Below are 17,002 nucleotides of genomic sequence, written 5' to 3' on the forward strand. Positions count from 1 at the left end.
TGCTGACGGACAGGGCCCGGATCGACGGGGGTACTCATTGACAACTCCCGGGCATCTGTTCCTCGGTCGAGGAAAGGGGCGACCGAGTCATCTCCGCAACGCTAAGCCGCACAGGCCAAGATCAAAAGATCGTTTAAGGTGCCGTTAGGGCTGGCCAGACGATAATTTAAGGGTCCCCCGATCGGCCACTTGCATTTGTCGCCATCATCCTCCATGCCCCCACCACCGGCGGGGTTTCACCCAGATTGCCGCGGCGCCAGGCGTTGTCGCGGCATCGGGCATTGTCGGGGCACCGGGCGTGGACCGCCCGCTCACGGGCCGCTGTCCGGGGCCCATCCGCCGGCCTACGGGCTGGACGGCCCGGAGGTGAGCGGCTCCGACGTCACCTGCTGATCCGCACGGTGACGACCTGGAAGGGGCGCAGCGACACGCGCAGGTCGCCGTCGGGCAGCCGGCGCAGGTCGCCGCGGCACTGTGCCGGCCCGAGCGCCCGTTCGAGCAGGTCCACCTCGGTCGCCGCGCGAACGGGGAACCCGGCCCGGACGCGCGCCGTGGCCCGCCCACCGCGTGCCTCGTAGAGTCGTACGACCACGTCACCGCTGGCGTCGTCGGCCAGTTTGACCGCCTCGACGCGTACCGCGGGGTGGTCGACCGACACCAGCGGGGCGAACGCGCCGCAGCCGCCGGGTACCACGCGCAGCGGCAGGTTCAGCGCGTAGCCGGCGTCCACGGCGGCGTCGACGCCGGTGCCGGGGACCAGGGCGTAGCTGAAGCGGTGAAGGCCCTCATCGGTACGCGGGTCCGGGCTGTGCGGCGCGCGCAGCAGCGTCAGCCGTACGGTCGTGGTGGTGCCGCCGTCGGTGTCCCGGGTGGTCCGCGCCGCGTCGTGGCCGTACGTGGAGTCGTTGGCGATCGCGACCCCGTATCCCGGCTCGGCGACCCGGATCCAGCGGTGTGCGTAGATCTCGTATCGGGCGTGATCCCAGCTCGTGTTGGTGTGCAGCGGGCGGTGCACGTGACCGAACTGGATCTCCGCCGTCGACCGGTCGGCATGGACGTCGAACGGGAAGGCGGCCTTGAGTACCTTCTCCGACTCCCGCCAGTCGACCTCGGTGTCGATGTCCAGCCGCCGGGAACCGGCGGCGAGGCGGTACGTCTGCGTCAGCCGGGACCGGCCGGTGCGGCGCTCGACCCGGACGGCGGCCAGCAGCGGCCCGGCGTCGGTCACCGTCACCGACTCCGCGGCTGTCAGGTCGGAGTGCCGGCGCAGGTAATGCCGGTCGATGTTCCAGGCGTCCCAGCGCGCCGGGTGGTCGGGGTGCAGTTGCAGCAGGTTGCCCCAGCTTCCGGGGGCGAAAAGCTCCCGGTCGGCGACCAGGTCGCGGACCGAGCGCAGCAGTCCGTCGGCGTCCACCTCGACCCGCAGCAGCCCATTGTCGAGCACCGCACCACCATCCGAGACCGGCGGGCCGACCGCCGTGCCGTCGGCCGGATCGTCCGAGGTCGCCGGGTCGTCCGAGACCGCCGGGTCGTCCGAGGTCGCCGGGTCGTCCGTGGTTGCCGGGTCGTCCGAGACCGCCGGGCCGGTGACGGTCACCGCGGCGACCCGTTCCGGCGGCGCCGCACAGGCCGGGCCGACGCCCTGCGCCGGAGCCGCCGCCCATGCCGCCCACCGGCCGTCGGACAGCCGCTGCCCGTGCTCGGCGACGTCGGGGGAGGGTGCATCGGCGGAGAAGGTCCCGGGGGAGATGACGACCACCTCGCTCCGGTCGTACGGCGCCGCGTTCCACACGCTCGGCCCGGCCGGTTCGTCGGTCGCCGGGCCGCCGTTCGCCGGGCCGCCGCCGTTCGCCGTCCGGGGTGCCCGCAGCGCCGCGACCGCCCGGTCGATCAGCGCCACCAGGTCGGCGTGGATCCGTTCGTACGTCTCGCGCGCCTCCCGGTGCACCCACGCGATGGACGAGCCGGGCAGGATGTCGTGGAACTGGTGCAGCAGGACCAGTTTCCAGAGCCGGTCCAGCTCCGCGTACGGGTAGTCCAGCCCGGCGTACACCTGGGCGGCCGCCGACCACAGCTCGGCCTCGCGCAGCAGGTGCTCGGCGCGCCGGTTGCCCGCCTTCATCCTGGCCTGGGTGGTGTACGTGGCCCGGTGGTTCTCCAGGTACAGCTCGCCGGTCCAGGTCGGCGCGTCGGGGTACTCCTCGTGGGCGCGGGCGAAGAACGCGGCCGGCGGCTCCACCGTGACCCGCGCCGAACCCTCCAGGTCCCGCAGCCGCCGGGCGCGCTCGAGCATCTCGCGGGTCGGCCCGCCGCCGCCGTCGCCGTGCCCGAACGGCACCAGCGACCTCGTCGCGATCCCCTTCTCGGCGAAGTTGCGCACCGCGAGCGCCAGCTCCGCGCCGGACAGCCGCGAGTTGTACGTGTTGACCGGCGGGAAATGGGTGAACACCCGGGTACCGTCGATGCCCTCCCACCAGAACGTGTGGTGGGGCATCGCGTTGGTCTCGTTCCACGACAGCTTCTGGGTCAGGAACCACCGCACCCCGGCCAGCCGGGCCAGCTGGGGGAACGCCGCGGTGTACCCGAACGAGTCGGGCAGCCAGATCTCCTGCGTGTCGACGCCGAACTCGTCGGCGAAGAACCGCTTGCCGTGGACGAGCTGGCGGACCAGCGACTCACCGCCGGGCAGGTTGGCGTCGGACTCCACCCACATCGAGCCGACCGGCGCCCAGTTGCCCGCCCGGATTGCCGCGCGGATGCGCTCGTAGATGTGCGGCTGGTTGTCCCTGACCCACGCGTACTGCTGCGCCTGCGAACAGGCGAACACCAGTTCCGGGTAGTCCGCTGCCAGCGCGGTGACGTTGGCGAACGTGCGGGCGGCCTTGCGTACCGTCTCGCGTAGCGGCCACAGCCACGCCGAGTCGATGTGTGCGTGGCCCACCGCGGACACCCGGTGGGCGCTGGCGTGCGCGGGGCGCGCGAGCACCCCGGCGAGCTGGTCGCGCGCGGCGGCCGCGGTACCCGCCACGTCGTGCAGGTCGACCACGTCGAGCATGCGCTCCAGTGCGCGCAGGATCTCGTACCGGCGCGGCTCGTGCTCCGGCAGCGCGGCCATCAGCTCGGCCAGCACCTCGACGTCGAGGACGAGGTGCCAGACGGTCTCGTCCAGTACCACGAGATCGGCGCCGACCAGCCGGTACAGCGGCTCGGGCGGCGCGGTGAGCAGGTCGCCGAACTCGGTCGGCGCGAATGACCGCAGGACCGTGGGGTTGGCGGCCGCCTCGATCAGCAGGTCGACCCGGTCGCCGGTCACGGGCACGTACCGGTTGTCCGGGTGGATGCCCTTGATCGGGATCCCGTCGGCGGTGTAGGCCAGCGCCTCGGCCTGGAAACCGGGGGAGTCGACGGTGAACCCGAGGTCGAGGACGGCCTCCACGCGCCGGCCGGCCCACTCGGCCGGTACGTCGCCGCGTACCCGCAGCCACGTCGTCGACCACGGTGGTCCCCAGGCCTGGCCGACCGCCATCGGCTCGTAGTCGGCCTTCATCGCGTCCTGCACCGGCACCGGCTCGCCGGGCAGGAGGGTCGCCGAGATCGGGTGAGCCATGGTCGGGTCGCCGGGCACCGTCCAGGCCGATACTTCCAGCGGATGGGCCGGGCCGTACACGGCGGGGCGCAGGTACTGCACCATGGCCCGGTTCAGGCGCTCCTCGACCATCGTCCGGTCGTCGTGCATGGTGCCCCTCCCGCCTCGTCGCGGTTGTCGAGCAATCCGACCGTACCCCGGTTCCAGGGGCTGCGGCGCCGTGAAATCAGGGGGTCCCGGAACCGGGGACCCCTGACGCCGTCGGCATCCTGCGGGCGTCGCGTCCCGGCGTCAATAGATTGACCGAAGGGCCGGTGTCTCTCCGAACGGTTGATCTCAGTACATCGATGCGTTGCTACCGTACCGGGGCTCGTTACTTGATCGACATCGGAGACATCTCATGCGTGCGCCCAAAGACAAGACGAAGCACAACATCGTCGGAGCGATCATCCTGGGGCTCATTCTGCTGCCGGCCGGCGTGTACTTCCTGAACCGGACGGACGTCACCTGTGGTACCGGCCAGTCGATGCGGCCCGGCGACATCTGCGAGGAGACACGCAAGGGCCGGACCACCTCGTACACCTACGAGGAGCGGCAGGCGTACTGGCAGCGGATGGGCTGGTTCGGCACCGGCGCCGGCGTGGTGGCGCTCGGCGCCGGGGGTTGGCTGATCGTTCGGCGTCGGCGCACGCAGGCGGCCGAGGCCGAGGCCGAGGTCGGGGCCGAGGTCGGGGCGTAGGCAGCCCCGCTGGATGGGGTGGCACCGTAGACATGGTCGGCCGTGCCACCGTTTCCGGCACGGACAGAGGCGCGTACCTGGGACCGTCGCGCCTGAACTATCGCGGCCTAGCGTGACGCTGAGCCGGCGGGTCGGCGGACGTGGGTCGTCCAGTAACAGAGGTCGGCGTGGTGCTCGACCAGCGTGACGGGGACGCCGCAATCCTCCTCGATCTGCGTGGCCGCTTCGTCAAGGCTGCGCACGTCGTAGTCCCAGTCGTTGTCGAGATAGATCTTCAACCCCGCCTCGCTCCGGTCGTACCCGAGAGCTTCGGCCGCCTCGGGTGGGACGAGTACGACCGTGTACCGGGCCACCTCGGCCTCTTGTTCGGACGGCGGTTCGGGCTGCCCTCGCATGGACCGGAAGCGCTCGATGACGGAAGGGATCGGACCCGGGCTGTCGGTCGGATCGTAAGGCTGGACATTCGTTAGCATCTCAGCATCGCCTCTCCTCTGAGGTCAACGAGGCTTTTGAAGTTGCAACGTTGCTACTACGTTGGCCACGATGCTGTTCGATGTCAAGGCCCATCTACGGAGGTGCCGAGATGGCTAAACCGATCCAGCCGACCATCGTCGGGCGCGGTCTCGCTGGTGAGCTACGCGAATGCCGGCAGGGCAAGAAGCTCAGTGTGCGGGCGGTGGCGGCGCAGCTCGGCTGGCAGGCGTCGAAGCTGTCCCGCTTGGAAACCGGTCGGCAGGGCCTTCGGATCGAAGACGTAGCCTCGCTGCTGGTGATCTATGGCGTTACCGGGGATGAGCGCAAGCGACTGCTCGCCATGGCGGAACGCTCGGCCGAGCCTGGCTGGTGGGAGGTCCTTGGCGGGCTTCCGGTCGAGTCCCGGACACTGATCCAGTTGGAGGCCGAGGCGACCGCAATCTTCGACTTCGAGCCGCTACTCGTGCCGGGACTTCTTCAGACGCCTGACTACACCCGGGCGGTGATGAAGGTGTGCGGAGTGCCGGACGACGACGCGCAGACCCGGGTAGCGGCCAGACTTGGTCGGCAGGCGATCCTCACCCGTGACGAGCCACCGACGCTACACGCGATCCTCGATGAGGGAGTGTTACGCCGGGTGCTCGGCAGCCGGTGGGTCATGGCTCGGCAGTTGCGGCACCTGGTGGAGGCCGCTGACCGGCCTGCGGTCACCTTCCAGGTCGTGCCGTTCGAGGTCGGTGGCCACACGGGACTCGACGGATCGTTCGCGTTGCTCGATTTTTCCCGCAACCGGTCGGTCGTCCACCTGGAACACAAGATCTCTGGGCTGTTCCTCGAGGAACCGGAGCAGGTGGCGTTGTTCCGGCGGGAGATGGATAGGCTGGCCGAGGCGGCGCTGAGCCCCGCGAAGTCGGTGGATCTCGTTGCGCGCATCGCAACGGAGCACGAGCGAGAGTGAGGCAAGGATGATCGCTGCGGACCTGCCGGGCGCGGTGTGGCGCAAGTCCAGCCGCAGCGGATCTAACTCGAACTGCGTCGAGGTCGCTGAGTTGCCGGAGTCAGTGGCCGTCCGCGACTCCAAGAACCCGGACGGCGCGGTGCTGCTCTTCGCTCGCGAGTCGTGGGTCACCTTCGTCGCGGCCGTACGCACCGGCGAGTTCGACCGGCGCTGATCGCCGCCGGCCTCCGGCTCGGGCCGCCAGTGTGTCCGGCGAGAGTGAGGCACGTGATGACTGAGGTGTACTAACGGTCAGGCGGGCTGCCACAGTTCGATCCGATTGCCCTCGGGATCGGTGACCCAGCCGAATCGACCGACACCCTCCATGTCCTGCGTCTCTGCAGCCACGTCCGCTCCCTTGGCGCGCAGTTGTGCGAGCATCGCATTCAGGTCGCGGACCCGGAAGTTGATCATGACCTGCTGGGTGCGGGACCCGAAGTAGTCGGTCTCGGACTCAAACGTCGCGAACACCGTCGGCCCGGCTTCCTGATGCCACAGGCCGTTCTCATCGGCGTCCAGGCCTAGGCAATCGCGGTACCAAGCGCCCAGGGCCACCGGGTCGGCGGCCCGCATGAAGTATCCACCAATTCCAAGCACACGTTCCATGTCGCCATCTTGCCAGGACGGCGATCAGGCGGGCTGGCACCACCATCGTCCGCTTCGCACCCCATCTCAATCGCGGGGGAACTCGTCGGTGTCGACGTCGGTGCTGGCCAGCACGACGATCCCCACCCGCGCTACTGAGACCGTCCGCAGCGCTCCGGCCTTCAGGCCGGGGGTGAAGCGGACACGTCGGAATTCTCCTTCGCGGACGCGTTCAAACTCCGGTACGGGACCGCCCCTGGCAGGTACCGCCGCACCGGGTAGCCGCGGTGCGAGGGGTGGCCGCGGTGCGAGGTCCAGGGCCGGTACCGGTCGTCGTCGCGGTAGATCTTCAGCTTGACGTCGCTGCCGCTTCCCCGGCTGGAGGTCGACCACGCGCGAGGTCGACCACGCGCGCCCGGCTGCGCTGGCGGGCCGCCTCGTACAGCACCACTGTGCCCGCCGACGCGGCATTGAGCGAGCTCGCTGCGCCGGTCATCGGGATGCGGACCATCCGGTCGCAGGCCTGCCGCCACGCGGTGCTCAGGCCGTGGGTCTCGTTGCCGACCGCGACGAGCGTCGGGCCGCGCAGGTCGTGGTCGCCGACCTCGACGTCGCCGTGCTCGTCGGTACCCACGACCTGCACCGCGAGGCCGCGCCCCCGCAGGGCCGCGACCCACGCGACCACCTCGTGGTGGGCCGCGGTCCGCACCACCGGTACGGCGAACAGCGAGCCGGTGCTCGCGCGCACCGCCTTCGGGTCGTACGGGTCGGCGGCGTGGCCGGAGACGACCACCCCGGAGGCGCCGAAGGCGTCCGCCGACCGGATCAGGGTGCCGATGTTGCCGGGGGTCGTCGGCCGGTCGAAGACCACCACGAGCAGGTCGTCGCGGGCGGGGATGCGGTCCAGGCGGTCCGGCGGCAGGGCGACGACGGCGACCAGTTCCGGCCGTTCGTCCTCCTTGCCGCCCAGTTCGTACAGCAGCTCCGGGGCCATCGCCACCAGGGTCGTCGCCGCCGTGGTCGCCGTGGCCCGGTCGATCAGGTCCCGGGCCCAGCGGGACAGCGGCCGGCCGGCGGGGTACAGCAGCGCCCGGATGTCCCAGCCGTACGCCACGGCCAGGCTGATCGGCCGGACCCCCTGGACCAGGAACTCGCCGGCCCGTTGCCGCTTGGTCCGGTTGGTCAGCAGCGCCTGCCACTGCTGGAAGCGCGCGTTCCGCGCGGTCACCTTTACCGTCGTCGACACGCGCCGAAAGCCTCCCCGGTCCGCATCGTCGTTGCCGTCCGTGCTCGTCAGCCGCCGTTGGTGGCCCGACCGGCCACCCGCCGGGCGCCGGACGGCGCTCACCCTATCGAAGAACGAAACTCACCGAAGGGCAAGCAGATCAAGGGTGTCGATGACCGGTTCGGTGCCGGCCCCGGTCTCCGCCGCGCGGCGCATCCGGGCCAGTCCGGCCGCATACTCGTCGTCGGTGATCAGCTGTAACGGCGTGTGCGCCGCGCGGCGCAGGGCGGCTACGGCGGCCCGCAACGACGGCGCGGTTACCTGTGGGACCGGTTCGAACGCGATCGTGCCGAAGCCTGCGGTGGCGAAGGCGACTTCGACGTCACGCACGCTGGGGTACGTGTCCAGCACGCGGACGGCCTCGGGGAAGTACCGGAAGAGCGTGATCCCCCTGTGCCGACCGGCGAAGGCCGACCGGATCAGCACCGTGCCACCGGGGCGCAGCACGCGGCGTAGCTCCCGGGCGGCGGCGGTCAGATCCGGTACGTGGTGGACGACCGTCGACAACCAGGCGGCGTCGACGCTGTCGTCGGCCAAGGGGATGTCCGCGGCGTCTCCCGGCAGTACGCGCGGACACTGGCAGCGGGCCCGCATCGCGTCGGACGGCTCGACGGCGATGATCTCGACGGCGTCGTACCACCGGGTGAACATCCGGGCCCACATCCCGGTGCCCGCGCCGAGGTCGAGCAGCCGGGTGCCGGGCCGGGGGTCGAGGTGCCGGGTCACCGCCGCGCGCCAGGCGGCCAGCCCCTCTTCGTCGAGGTGACGATTGGCTTCGAACGCGGTCGCGGCGCGGCTGTCGTACGCGATACGTGTCATACATCGACCCCAACACGTTCGGCGAAGCGGTGGCAAGGATGGATGCCATGGTCCACATTCGCCAGTTCCGCCGGTCGGACCCCGACGCCGTCGTGCCGGCTGTGACGGATCACGCACGACCGTGGGCCGCCGGCGGGGTACCTTCCGCCTAGAGTCGGCGTATGGCTGCCGAGCAGGACGTGCGGGCATGGCTGCGGGGCCGAGGAGCCGAGCGGATCGACCATCCGGGCGGCACCCTCTACGCCCATCTGTGTCGGGTGCACGACCGGCTGGACCGGCTGGGACTGGGCGCCGCCGTGCGGCTGGCCGGACTCACGCACGCGGCGTACGGCACCGACGGTTTCGACGTCGTGCTGCTCGACCGCGCCGACCGGGCGACACTGCGGGAGCTCATCGGCGAGCAGGCGGAGAACCTGGTGTATCGCTACGGAGCCTGCGATCGCGATCGGACCTGGCAGTGCCTGGCGGACACCCGCGAGGTCCGGGACCGCTTCACCGACCGGGTCGAGGTCCTGGAACCGGCACAGCTGCAGCCCTTCGTCGATCTGAGCATCGTCAACGAACTCGACGTGGTCGAGCAGGACCGGGCCATCGCCGAGCGGCACGGGGACTACTTCCGCGCCCTGTTCACCGCGTGGGCTCCGGTCGCCTCGCCGCAGGTTACGCGCGAAGCTCGGCGCGTGCTGGCCTTCTAGGGCCCGTGTCGAAGTCGGCCGGGGTGTCTGCAGTGCGTTAACACGCCGAGTGCGTGTCGGAGATCGACGTGTGGCGAGGTCTCCGGTAGATGGTTCGTCAACCAAGACGGACCTGAACACCGGAGACCTCGTGGACACCCTAGCGGTGACGAGGCGGTTCGACCTGACCGATGAGCAGTGGGCGCGGCTGGAGCCGTTGCTGCCTGCGCCGAAGCGGCCGGGTCGTCCGTCGTTGTGGAGCAGACGGCAGTTGATCGACGGGATGCGGTGGCGGATCAGGGTCGGGGCGCCCTGGCGGGACGTGCCGATCTGTTACGGGTCCTGGTCGGCGGTGTATGCGTTGTTTCGCCGGTGGCAGCGGGATGGAACCTGGCAGCGGGTGGTGACGGCGTTGCAGGCGATCGCGGATGCGGGTGGGCGGATTGTGTGGGACGTGTCTGTGGATTCCACCAGCGTCCGGGCGCATCAGCACGCCGCTGGGGCGCGCAAAAAGGGGATCTGCAAACCGAACCGTCCGGCGGTGTCGTGGCCGAGCCGGTCGATCATGCGTTGGGTCGCTCGCGTGGCGGGCTGACCACGAAACTGCATTTGGGCTGTGAGCAGGGGCAGAAGCCGCTGGCTATGGTGATCACCGCGGGGCGGCGTGGCGACAGCCCGCAGTTCATTGCGGTGCTCGCCGCCATCCGGGTACCCCGTCCGGGTGGCGGTAGGCCTCGCACCCGCCCCGACCGGGTGCTGGCGGACAGGGCGTATACCTCGAAGGCCAACCGGGACTACCTGCGCGGCCGGGGCATCAAGGCGACCATCCCGAGCAAGGCCGACCAGGATGCAAACCGACGCGCCAAGGGGTCCAAGGGCGGTCGGCCTCCGACTTTCGACCGGGAGGTCTACAAGCAGCGCCACGCCGTGGAGTGCGGCATCAATCGACTCAAGCGCAACCGCGGCGTTGCCACCCGCTTCGACAAACTCGCGGTGCGCTACGAAGCTGTCGTGCACATCGCGGCGATCAACGAATGGCTGTGAACAGCGCGCGCAAGGCGCCCGCGAACAGGGCTTGCGGTCACTCCCCGGCTGCGTCGAGGAGGATCTGCGCCAGTTCGCGCGGCTGGGAGAACATTGGCCAGTGGCCGGTGTTCATCTCGACCAGTCGCCAGTGCTTGCTGGTCAGCAGTTGGGCTACGTCGTCGCTGAGCTCGGCTCCGGCGAGCAGGCATTGGATGTACGTCGCCGGGAGTTCGCCAAGTGGGTGTGCCAGGATGGCGGGCTCGGTCAGTGTGGCGCCCGGGTGCGGCGTCGAGCCTTCCACGATCCGTGCGATCTGCCCGTCGGTGAGGCCATGGCCGTCGTAGTGGGCTGCGGACACGAGTGGCCAGAATCCTCCGTTCTCGGCGATCGATGCCTTGACCATCGCCCCGCCGTCCGGCCACGCCGAGATGAACGACTCGCCGTTGGCTGGAACGCTGGAATCGACGAAGACCACGTGGGCCAGCCGGTCACCGATCCGCTCCGCAGCCTGACCGACCGGGATGCCCGAGTAGCTGTGGCCCACCAGGACAACGTCGCGCAGATCCTGGCCTTCGACCTCGTCAACAATGTCTTGGACGTGGGTCTGCTGCCCAGCCGGCACACCCTGCTTTTCGGCAAGACCGGACAGCGTCAACGGGTGAGCACCGTGGCCAGCCGCGCGTAGAGACGGCACCACCTCGTCCCACGCCCACGCCCCGAGCCGTGCGCCTGCAACGAGTACGAAATTCGGCATGCCTGCACCGTAACGGAGCAGGCATGCCAACCGCCGCCCCGAAATACTTCGATACGCGCCCTAGGCCCGGCGCGCCGGGCCGTTCGCGCGCCGGGCCGTTCGCGCGCCGGTGAACGTCCGGCCGCTCCAGCCCGGCGACCGCCGGCCGTTGTCTCCTGCGGTCGCCGGAACCCGCTCGGGCCGGGGCCGCTGTCCACGATGTCGGCCGCGGGGATGGCACGCGACGCCGATCGGGTGCAGTATATGGACCTAGTCCGATGCGTAATCGGGCGGCTACGCCAAGCGAACCACATCGACCGTACTGCCGGCTTCCTCTCCGGGAGGGACGATGCAACGACGCATCGCAGGGCACGGACGTAGCGCAGGGCACGCGCGGGCCGTCGCCGCGCTCGCCGGGCTGGCGATCATTGCCACCACCACCGCCGGCTGCCTGGGCAGGAGCGCACCCTCCGGTGGCACCGTCCGCAACGCCGACGCCAAGGAGTTCTCGCTGACGATCGGCGTCAACGCGATCGCCGGTGGCAAGAACGCCTCGCAGGCCGAGTGGCTCACCAACTGGGTCATCCCGAAGTTCGTCGAAGCGCAGAAGGCCAAGGGCGTCACCGCGCACGTCACGCTCCAGCCGTCCGGCGCGGGCGACGAGGACTACAAGAGCAAGATCGCGCTCGACCTCAAGACCGGCAGTGGCGCCGACATCTACTCGCTCGACGGGATCTGGGTGGGTGAGTTCGCCGACGCCGGGTACATCAGGCCGATCGAGGACCTGGTCGGAAAGGCGCGGGCCGAGGACTGGGAGGGCTGGAGGCAGATCCCGGCCACGGTCCAGGGCAACCTGTCCTATCAGGGCAAACGCTACGGCATCCCGCTGGGCACCGACGGCCGGGTGATCTACTTCAACCGCGCGCTGTTCGCACAGGCCGGACTGCCGGCCGACTGGCAGCCGAAGAGCTGGGACGACATCCTCACCGCCGGGCAGACGATCAAGGCGAAGCTGCCCGGGGTCACCCCGATCCAGCTCAACGCCGGCACCGCCATGGGCGAGGCCACCAGCATGCAGGGCTTCCTGCCGCTGCTGGCCGGCGCCGGCCGGGAGATCTGGGCCGGCGGCAAGTGGCAGGGCAACAGCCCGGCGGTACGCGACGCCCTCGGCATGTACCAGAAGATCTACGGCGGCGGCCTCGGCGACCCGGTGCTCCAACAGGACGCCAAGGGGCGGGACAAGTCGTTCCAGGCGTTCGCCGCCGGGAAGATCGCCATTCTGTTCGAGGGCGACTACTTCTGGCGGGCCGTCGTCGACCCGGCCAAGGGCATCGCCAAGATGCCCGACCGGGACCGGGCCGTCGGGTACGCGATGATCCCGGCGAAGGCACCCGGCGCGGGCATCCGCGGTCAGGACTTCGTGTCGATGTCCGGCGGCAGCGGGCACGTGCTCAACCCGGCCACGAAGTACCCGGTACAGGCGTGGGAACTGCTGACGTTCCTCAACTCCAAGGAAGCCACGATCGCGTCGCTGGGCGGCTCGGTACGCGTCACCCAGCGCCAGGACGTCAACGACGAGGTCCTGCGCAGCGACCCGATGCTGTCGTTCGTCGCGCAGAAGGTACTGCCGGTGACCGCGTACCGGCCCGGGTTCGCCATGTACCCGCAGGTGTCGCAGTTGCTGCAGCAGGCCACGCTCGACGTGGCCACGGGCCGGCCGCCCGCGGAGGCGGCCGTGTCGTACGGCCACGGCCTCGAGAAGATCATGGGCGGGGCGGGCAAGGTTGCCAACGGCTGACGAGGCGAAGACGGCAGTGCCGGTGACGGCAGCGCCGGACACGGCGGCGCTGGACACGGCAGCGCCGGTGACGGCGGCGGGGACCGTGCCGCCGGTCGCCGCGCCGGCCGTGGACCCGGGCCCGGCGGGCGGCGACGCGGTGGGGCTCGGGCGGTGGCGCGCGGTCGGGTTCGTCGCGCCGGCGCTCGCGCTGATCGGCGTCTTCCTGGTCTTCCCCGCGTTGTGGACGCTCTACATCGGCGTGACCGACTACCGGCTGACCGGCGTGGCGGCCCGGGTACCGCGGGCCGTCGGGCTGGACAACTACCGGCGGGCGCTGACCGACCCGTCGTTCTACCGGTCGATGTGGCTGACCCTGGTCTTCGTCCTGGGCTCGGCGGTGCTCGGCCAGAACGTGCTGGGCTTCGCCCTCGCGTACGCGCTGCGCACGGCCCGCCGCGCGGTGCGCCGTACGGTCGAGGCGCTCGTCCTGCTCGCCTGGATCCTGCCCAGTTCGGTCGTGGCGTTCCTGTGGATCGCGATGCTCGACCGCGACGCCGGTACCCTCAACGTCACCCTCGGGCGGGTGCCCGGCACCGCCTGGCTCGTGGCGTACCCGATGGTCGCGATCGTGCTCTTCAACGTCTGGCGGGGCACCGCGTTCTCGATGATGCTCTACGGGGCGGCACTGTCGGGGGTGCCGCCGTCGCAGTTGGAGACCGCCCGCCTGGCCGGGGCGTCGACTCCGCAGACGCTGCGCGACGTGATCGGGCCGAACATCCGCCGGTACGCGCTGACCAACACGCTGCTGATCACGCTCTGGACGTTCAACGACTTCACGCCGTTCCTGCTGACGGCGGGCGGGCCGAACCACCGGTCGGAGGTGGTCGCCGCCTACATCTACAACACCGCGATCGTCGGCGGCGAGATGGGCTACTCGGGGGCGATCTCGCTGCTGGTGCTGCTGATCAACCTGCTGCTGGCGCTGGTGTACCTGCGGGCGGCCCGGGTGCGGCCGGCATGAGCGCGATGAGAACCGTCGTGTCGCGGATCCTGACCTACGTCGCGATCGGCGTGGGCACGGCGTTCTTCGCGCTGCCGCTGCTGTGGCTGCTGTCGGCGCCGTTCGACGCCGCCCCGACGTACGCGGTGCGGCCGCCGCGCACGGTCACCCTGGGCAACTTCGCCGAGATCGGCCGCAACCCGTACGCGGTCAGCTCGCTGGTCAACTCCGTCCTGCTGGCCGTGGGCACGATGGTGGTCGTGGTGGTGGCGGCGGCGCTGGCGGCGTACGCGCTGTCCCGGGTGCCGATCCCCGGTCGGGACGCCCTGCTGTACGCGCTGCTGCTGCTGTCGAGCGTCATCACGGGTACCGCCGCGATGGTGCCGATCTTCCTGCTGATCTTCCAGTTGAACCTGATCGACTCGCGGGCCGGTGTCGTCCTGGTGCTCTCCGGCGGTCTGCTGCCCGCGGCGATTTTCCTGCTGAAGGACTTCATCGACACGATCCCGCGCTCGTACGAGGAGTCCGCGCGGGTGTTCGGTGCCTCGCCGTTGCAGATCCTGCGGCAGGTCGTGGTGCCGGTGGCCCGGCCCGGCATCGCCACCATGGCGGTCTGGACGGTCGTCCAGGTCTGGGGCAGCTTCCTGACCCCGTTCATCCTGCTGCGCGACCCCGGCAAGCAGCCGGCCGCCGTGGTCGTACGCACCCTGTACACCGAGGGTGGCTCACCCGACCTCGCGCTGATCGCCACGTTCTCGTTGCTGTACTCGATACCGGTGGTGGTCATGTACCTGTTCGCGTGGAGCCGGTACGGCTTCCGCTTCCACGGCGGGATCAAGAGCTGAGATGGTGGGGGTCTGAGATGGCGGGCGTGACCCTCAGCGGGCTGACCAAGGAGTTCCCCGGCGGCGTCCGGGCGCTCGACACGCTCGACCTGTCGATCGCCGACGGCGAGTTCTTCGCGCTGCTCGGCCCGTCCGGCTGTGGGAAGACGACGCTGTTGCGGACGGTCGCCGGGCTGGAGTCGCCGACCTCCGGCGAGGTGCGCATCGGCGACCGGGACGTGACCCGGCTGGTGCCCGGCGCCCGTGACGTCGCCATGGTGTTCCAGGACTACGCGCTCTTCCCGCACATGACCGTACTGGACAACATCGCCTACCCGCTGCGCGTGCGCCGCCAGGCGCGACCGGAGCGGGCCGCCCGGGCGACCGACGTCGGCGCCAGCCTGGGCCTGGCCGGGCTGATGGAGCGCAGGCCGGCGGCGCTCTCCGGCGGCCAGCAGCAACGGGTCGCGCTGGCCCGTGCGGTCGCCTGCCGGCCGTCGGTGTTCCTGTTCGACGAGCCGCTGTCCAACCTGGACGCCCGACTGCGGCTGGAGGCGCGGACCTTCCTCAAGCGGCTGCAGCGCGGCCTGGGCGTCACCACGATCTTCGTGACCCACGACCAGGCCGAGGCGCTGGCGCTCGCCGACCGGATCGCGGTCATGGAGGCCGGCCGGATCCGCCAGGTGGGTACCCCGCGCGAGGTGTTCGGCCGGCCGGCCAACACCTTCGTGGCCAACTTCATCGGCTCCACCCCGATGAACCTGCTGCCGGGTGTCGTCGGGGAGGGCACCGCCGGCGACGACCCGGCAGGGGGCAGGACGGTGTCTCGCGGCGGGATGGCCGTGACGGTGGCCGGCGGGACGATCACGGTGCCGGACGGCGCCGCGGTGGCCGCCGGGGACCGGGTCGTCGTCGGGGTACGGCCGGAGTACCTCACGTTGTCGACCACGCCCGTCCCGGGTGCGCTCACCGGCCAGGTGTCGATCGTCGAGCACCTGGGCGCGGTGTCGCTGGTGACCGTCGAGGCAGCCGGGGCCGACGCGGGTGCCGGGGCCGGCGTGAGCAACGGGGCCGGCGCGGGTGCCGGCGCGCTCATCGGCGTTACCGTGCCCGAGGACGCCGAACCGGCGCCCGGTGCCACGGTGTGGCTCACGCCCGCGCCGGGCCGGGTACTGCTCTACCGCGATTCGGATGGGGAGCTGGTGGGATGAGGACGATCCACAGTGGTACGTGGTGGCCGGACGACCGGGCGGAGGCGCGGTACCGGTACCTGCCGGTCGACGTGCCGGCGGGCGCGCGGCGGCTGACGGTGACCCTGACGTACGACACCGGCGCGGGCGTACTCGACCTCGGCTGCCTGGACCCGGACGGCCGGTTCCGTGGCTGGTCGGGCGGGGCGCGGTCGGAGTTCACCATCACCGGGCCCTGGGCGACCCCGGGCTACCTGCGCGGCCCGGTGAGCCCCGGCTCCTGGCGGGTGATCCTCGGACTGCACCGGGTACCGCCGGAGGGGCTGCCGTGGACGGTACGGGCCGAGCCGGCGCTGTCGGTGCCGGACCCGCCGCACCCGGTCCCGGCCGTACCGGCCGACGGGCCGGCCGACGGCCCCGGGGCGGGCCGATCACCAGCCCGGCCACCGGCGCGCGACCTGCCCGCCCTGCCGGGCCTGCGCTGGCTCGCCGGTGACCTGCACGCGCACACCGTGCACTCGGACGGCGTGCTGACCGTCACCGAACTGGCGGTACTCGCGGCCGGCAGCGGCCTGGACTTCCTCGCGGTCACCGACCACAACACCGTCTCCCACCACGACGAGCTGCCCGCCGCCGCCGCGGCCACCGGGCTGGTCCTGGTACCCGGCCAGGAGCTGACCACCGACCGGGGGCACGCGAACGCCTACGGCGACATCGGCTGGGTCGACTTCCGCCGGCCGGCCGACGCCTGGGTGTCGACCGTGGACGAACGGGGCGGGCTGCTGTCGGTCAACCACCCGCTCGGCGCCGACTTCGCCTGGCTGCACCGGCTGGACACCCGCCCGCCGCTGGCCGAGGTGTGGCACTCCGGCTGGTGGGACCGCACCTGGGGGGCGCCGCTGGCCTGGCTGCTCGCCTGGGGTACCGACACCGTCCCGGTCGGCGGTTCGGACTTCCACGCGCCCCGGCCGGGGGAGCTGCCGGGCCGCCCGACGACCTGGGTGGCGTGCGCCGACCGTACCGTCGACGGGGTGCTCGCCGGGCTCGCCGCCGGACGGGTCGCGGTCACCGCGTCACCGACCGGCCCGGTCCTGGTCCGCGTCGGCGACGAGCTGGTCGCGGTCGACGCCGACGGTACGCTGCTGGTCGACTTCACCGGCCGCCGTCGGCCGGTACGCGGAGCGCGGGTGGTGTTCCCGGCCGCGGCCGGGCCGTACTGGCTGGAGGACCACCGGGCGCAGGTGCTCGCCATCTGTTCGTGACCGTGACGAGTTCGTGGGGCATGACACC

General features: G+C 71.1%; 16 protein-coding genes. 10 read left to right on the forward strand and 6 right to left on the reverse strand.

Annotated features, from left to right (window positions below):
- Positions 1–382: 382 nt before the first annotated feature.
- Positions 383–3,736, reverse strand: a complete 3,354-nt coding sequence (locus tag ACNTMW_RS19640) for an alpha-mannosidase (RefSeq protein ID WP_426635134.1) — start codon at positions 3,734–3,736, stop codon at positions 383–385.
- Between the two features lie 250 nt (positions 3,737–3,986).
- On the opposite strand from ACNTMW_RS19640, the gene ACNTMW_RS19645 reads away from it, so the two are divergent.
- On the forward strand, positions 3,987–4,325 hold the full coding sequence (locus ACNTMW_RS19645; RefSeq protein ID WP_426635135.1) for a hypothetical protein: 339 nt from the start codon (positions 3,987–3,989) through the stop codon (positions 4,323–4,325).
- Between the two features lie 107 nt (positions 4,326–4,432).
- Here ACNTMW_RS19645 and ACNTMW_RS19650 read toward each other — a convergent pair whose 3' ends face one another.
- Positions 4,433–4,720 (reverse strand): hypothetical protein, encoded by a 288-nt coding sequence (locus ACNTMW_RS19650; protein ID WP_426635136.1) that lies wholly within the window; start codon positions 4,718–4,720, stop codon positions 4,433–4,435.
- Between the two features lie 188 nt (positions 4,721–4,908).
- On the opposite strand from ACNTMW_RS19650, the gene ACNTMW_RS19655 reads away from it, so the two are divergent.
- The gene (locus tag ACNTMW_RS19655; RefSeq protein WP_426635137.1) at positions 4,909–5,757 is read left to right on the forward strand and encodes a helix-turn-helix domain-containing protein; all 849 of its coding nucleotides are present in this window, start codon (positions 4,909–4,911) and stop codon (positions 5,755–5,757) included.
- 7 nt (positions 5,758–5,764) lie between these two features.
- The gene (locus tag ACNTMW_RS19660; protein ID WP_426635138.1) at positions 5,765–5,971 is read left to right on the forward strand and encodes a DUF397 domain-containing protein; all 207 of its coding nucleotides are present in this window, start codon (positions 5,765–5,767) and stop codon (positions 5,969–5,971) included.
- A gap of 77 nt (positions 5,972–6,048) precedes the next feature.
- Here the strand turns inward: ACNTMW_RS19660 and ACNTMW_RS19665 are convergent, their stop codons facing one another.
- The 3 genes from ACNTMW_RS19665 to ACNTMW_RS19675 form a co-directional block, all read right to left on the reverse strand.
- Positions 6,049–6,402: a VOC family protein gene (locus ACNTMW_RS19665; protein WP_426635139.1), complete on the reverse strand. Its 354-nt coding sequence runs from the start codon at positions 6,400–6,402 to the stop codon at positions 6,049–6,051.
- Positions 6,403–6,730: 328 nt separating this feature from the next.
- Positions 6,731–7,627, reverse strand: coding sequence for a TrmH family RNA methyltransferase (locus ACNTMW_RS19670; protein WP_426635140.1), 897 nt, complete (start codon positions 7,625–7,627; stop codon positions 6,731–6,733).
- A 120-nt stretch (positions 7,628–7,747) separates the two neighbouring features.
- On the reverse strand, positions 7,748–8,485 hold the full coding sequence (locus ACNTMW_RS19675; protein ID WP_426635141.1) for a class I SAM-dependent methyltransferase: 738 nt from the start codon (positions 8,483–8,485) through the stop codon (positions 7,748–7,750).
- A 161-nt stretch (positions 8,486–8,646) separates the two neighbouring features.
- Here ACNTMW_RS19675 and ACNTMW_RS19680 point away from each other — a divergent pair, with 161 nt between their 5' ends.
- The gene (locus tag ACNTMW_RS19680; RefSeq protein WP_426635142.1) at positions 8,647–9,180 is read left to right on the forward strand and encodes a DUF6817 domain-containing protein; all 534 of its coding nucleotides are present in this window, start codon (positions 8,647–8,649) and stop codon (positions 9,178–9,180) included.
- Positions 9,181–9,292: 112 nt separating this feature from the next.
- Positions 9,293–10,203, forward strand: a protein-coding gene (locus ACNTMW_RS19685; protein WP_426635192.1) for an IS5 family transposase whose coding sequence is annotated in 2 segments (ribosomal slippage) — positions 9,293–9,719 and positions 9,719–10,203 — 912 coding nt in all. Because the reading frame shifts where the segments join, the coding sequence is not laid out codon by codon here.
- Between the two features lie 37 nt (positions 10,204–10,240).
- Here ACNTMW_RS19685 and ACNTMW_RS19690 read toward each other — a convergent pair.
- A complete protein-coding gene (locus ACNTMW_RS19690) occupies positions 10,241–10,939 on the reverse strand; it encodes an alpha/beta fold hydrolase (protein WP_426635143.1) in 699 nt (232 codons plus the stop codon).
- A 328-nt stretch (positions 10,940–11,267) separates the two neighbouring features.
- Here ACNTMW_RS19690 and ACNTMW_RS19695 point away from each other — a divergent pair, with 328 nt between their 5' ends.
- Genes ACNTMW_RS19695 through ACNTMW_RS19715 form a run of 5 tightly spaced genes read left to right on the forward strand, consistent with a single transcriptional unit; the run spans position 11,268 to position 16,974 of the window.
- On the forward strand, positions 11,268–12,716 hold the full coding sequence (locus ACNTMW_RS19695) for an extracellular solute-binding protein (protein ID WP_426635144.1): 1,449 nt from the start codon (positions 11,268–11,270) through the stop codon (positions 12,714–12,716).
- Between the two features lie 22 nt (positions 12,717–12,738).
- Positions 12,739–13,719, forward strand: coding sequence for a carbohydrate ABC transporter permease (locus tag ACNTMW_RS19700; RefSeq protein WP_426635145.1), 981 nt, complete (start codon positions 12,739–12,741; stop codon positions 13,717–13,719).
- Positions 13,716–14,543, forward strand: coding sequence for a carbohydrate ABC transporter permease (locus ACNTMW_RS19705; protein WP_426635146.1), 828 nt, complete (start codon positions 13,716–13,718; stop codon positions 14,541–14,543). The genes ACNTMW_RS19700 and ACNTMW_RS19705 overlap by 4 nt, the downstream gene beginning before the upstream one ends.
- Positions 14,544–14,560: 17 nt before the next feature.
- Positions 14,561–15,733, forward strand: a complete 1,173-nt coding sequence (locus tag ACNTMW_RS19710) for an ABC transporter ATP-binding protein (RefSeq protein ID WP_426635147.1) — start codon at positions 14,561–14,563, stop codon at positions 15,731–15,733.
- Entirely contained in the window at positions 15,730–16,974 is a 1,245-nt protein-coding gene (locus tag ACNTMW_RS19715) for a CehA/McbA family metallohydrolase (protein ID WP_426635148.1), read from the forward strand. The genes ACNTMW_RS19710 and ACNTMW_RS19715 overlap by 4 nt, the downstream gene beginning before the upstream one ends.
- The last annotated feature ends 28 nt before the right edge of the window (positions 16,975–17,002 follow it).

It is taken from the genome of Planosporangium spinosum (genome assembly GCF_049999945.1).
In the GTDB taxonomy this organism is placed as follows: domain Bacteria; phylum Actinomycetota; class Actinomycetes; order Mycobacteriales; family Micromonosporaceae; genus Planosporangium; species Planosporangium spinosum.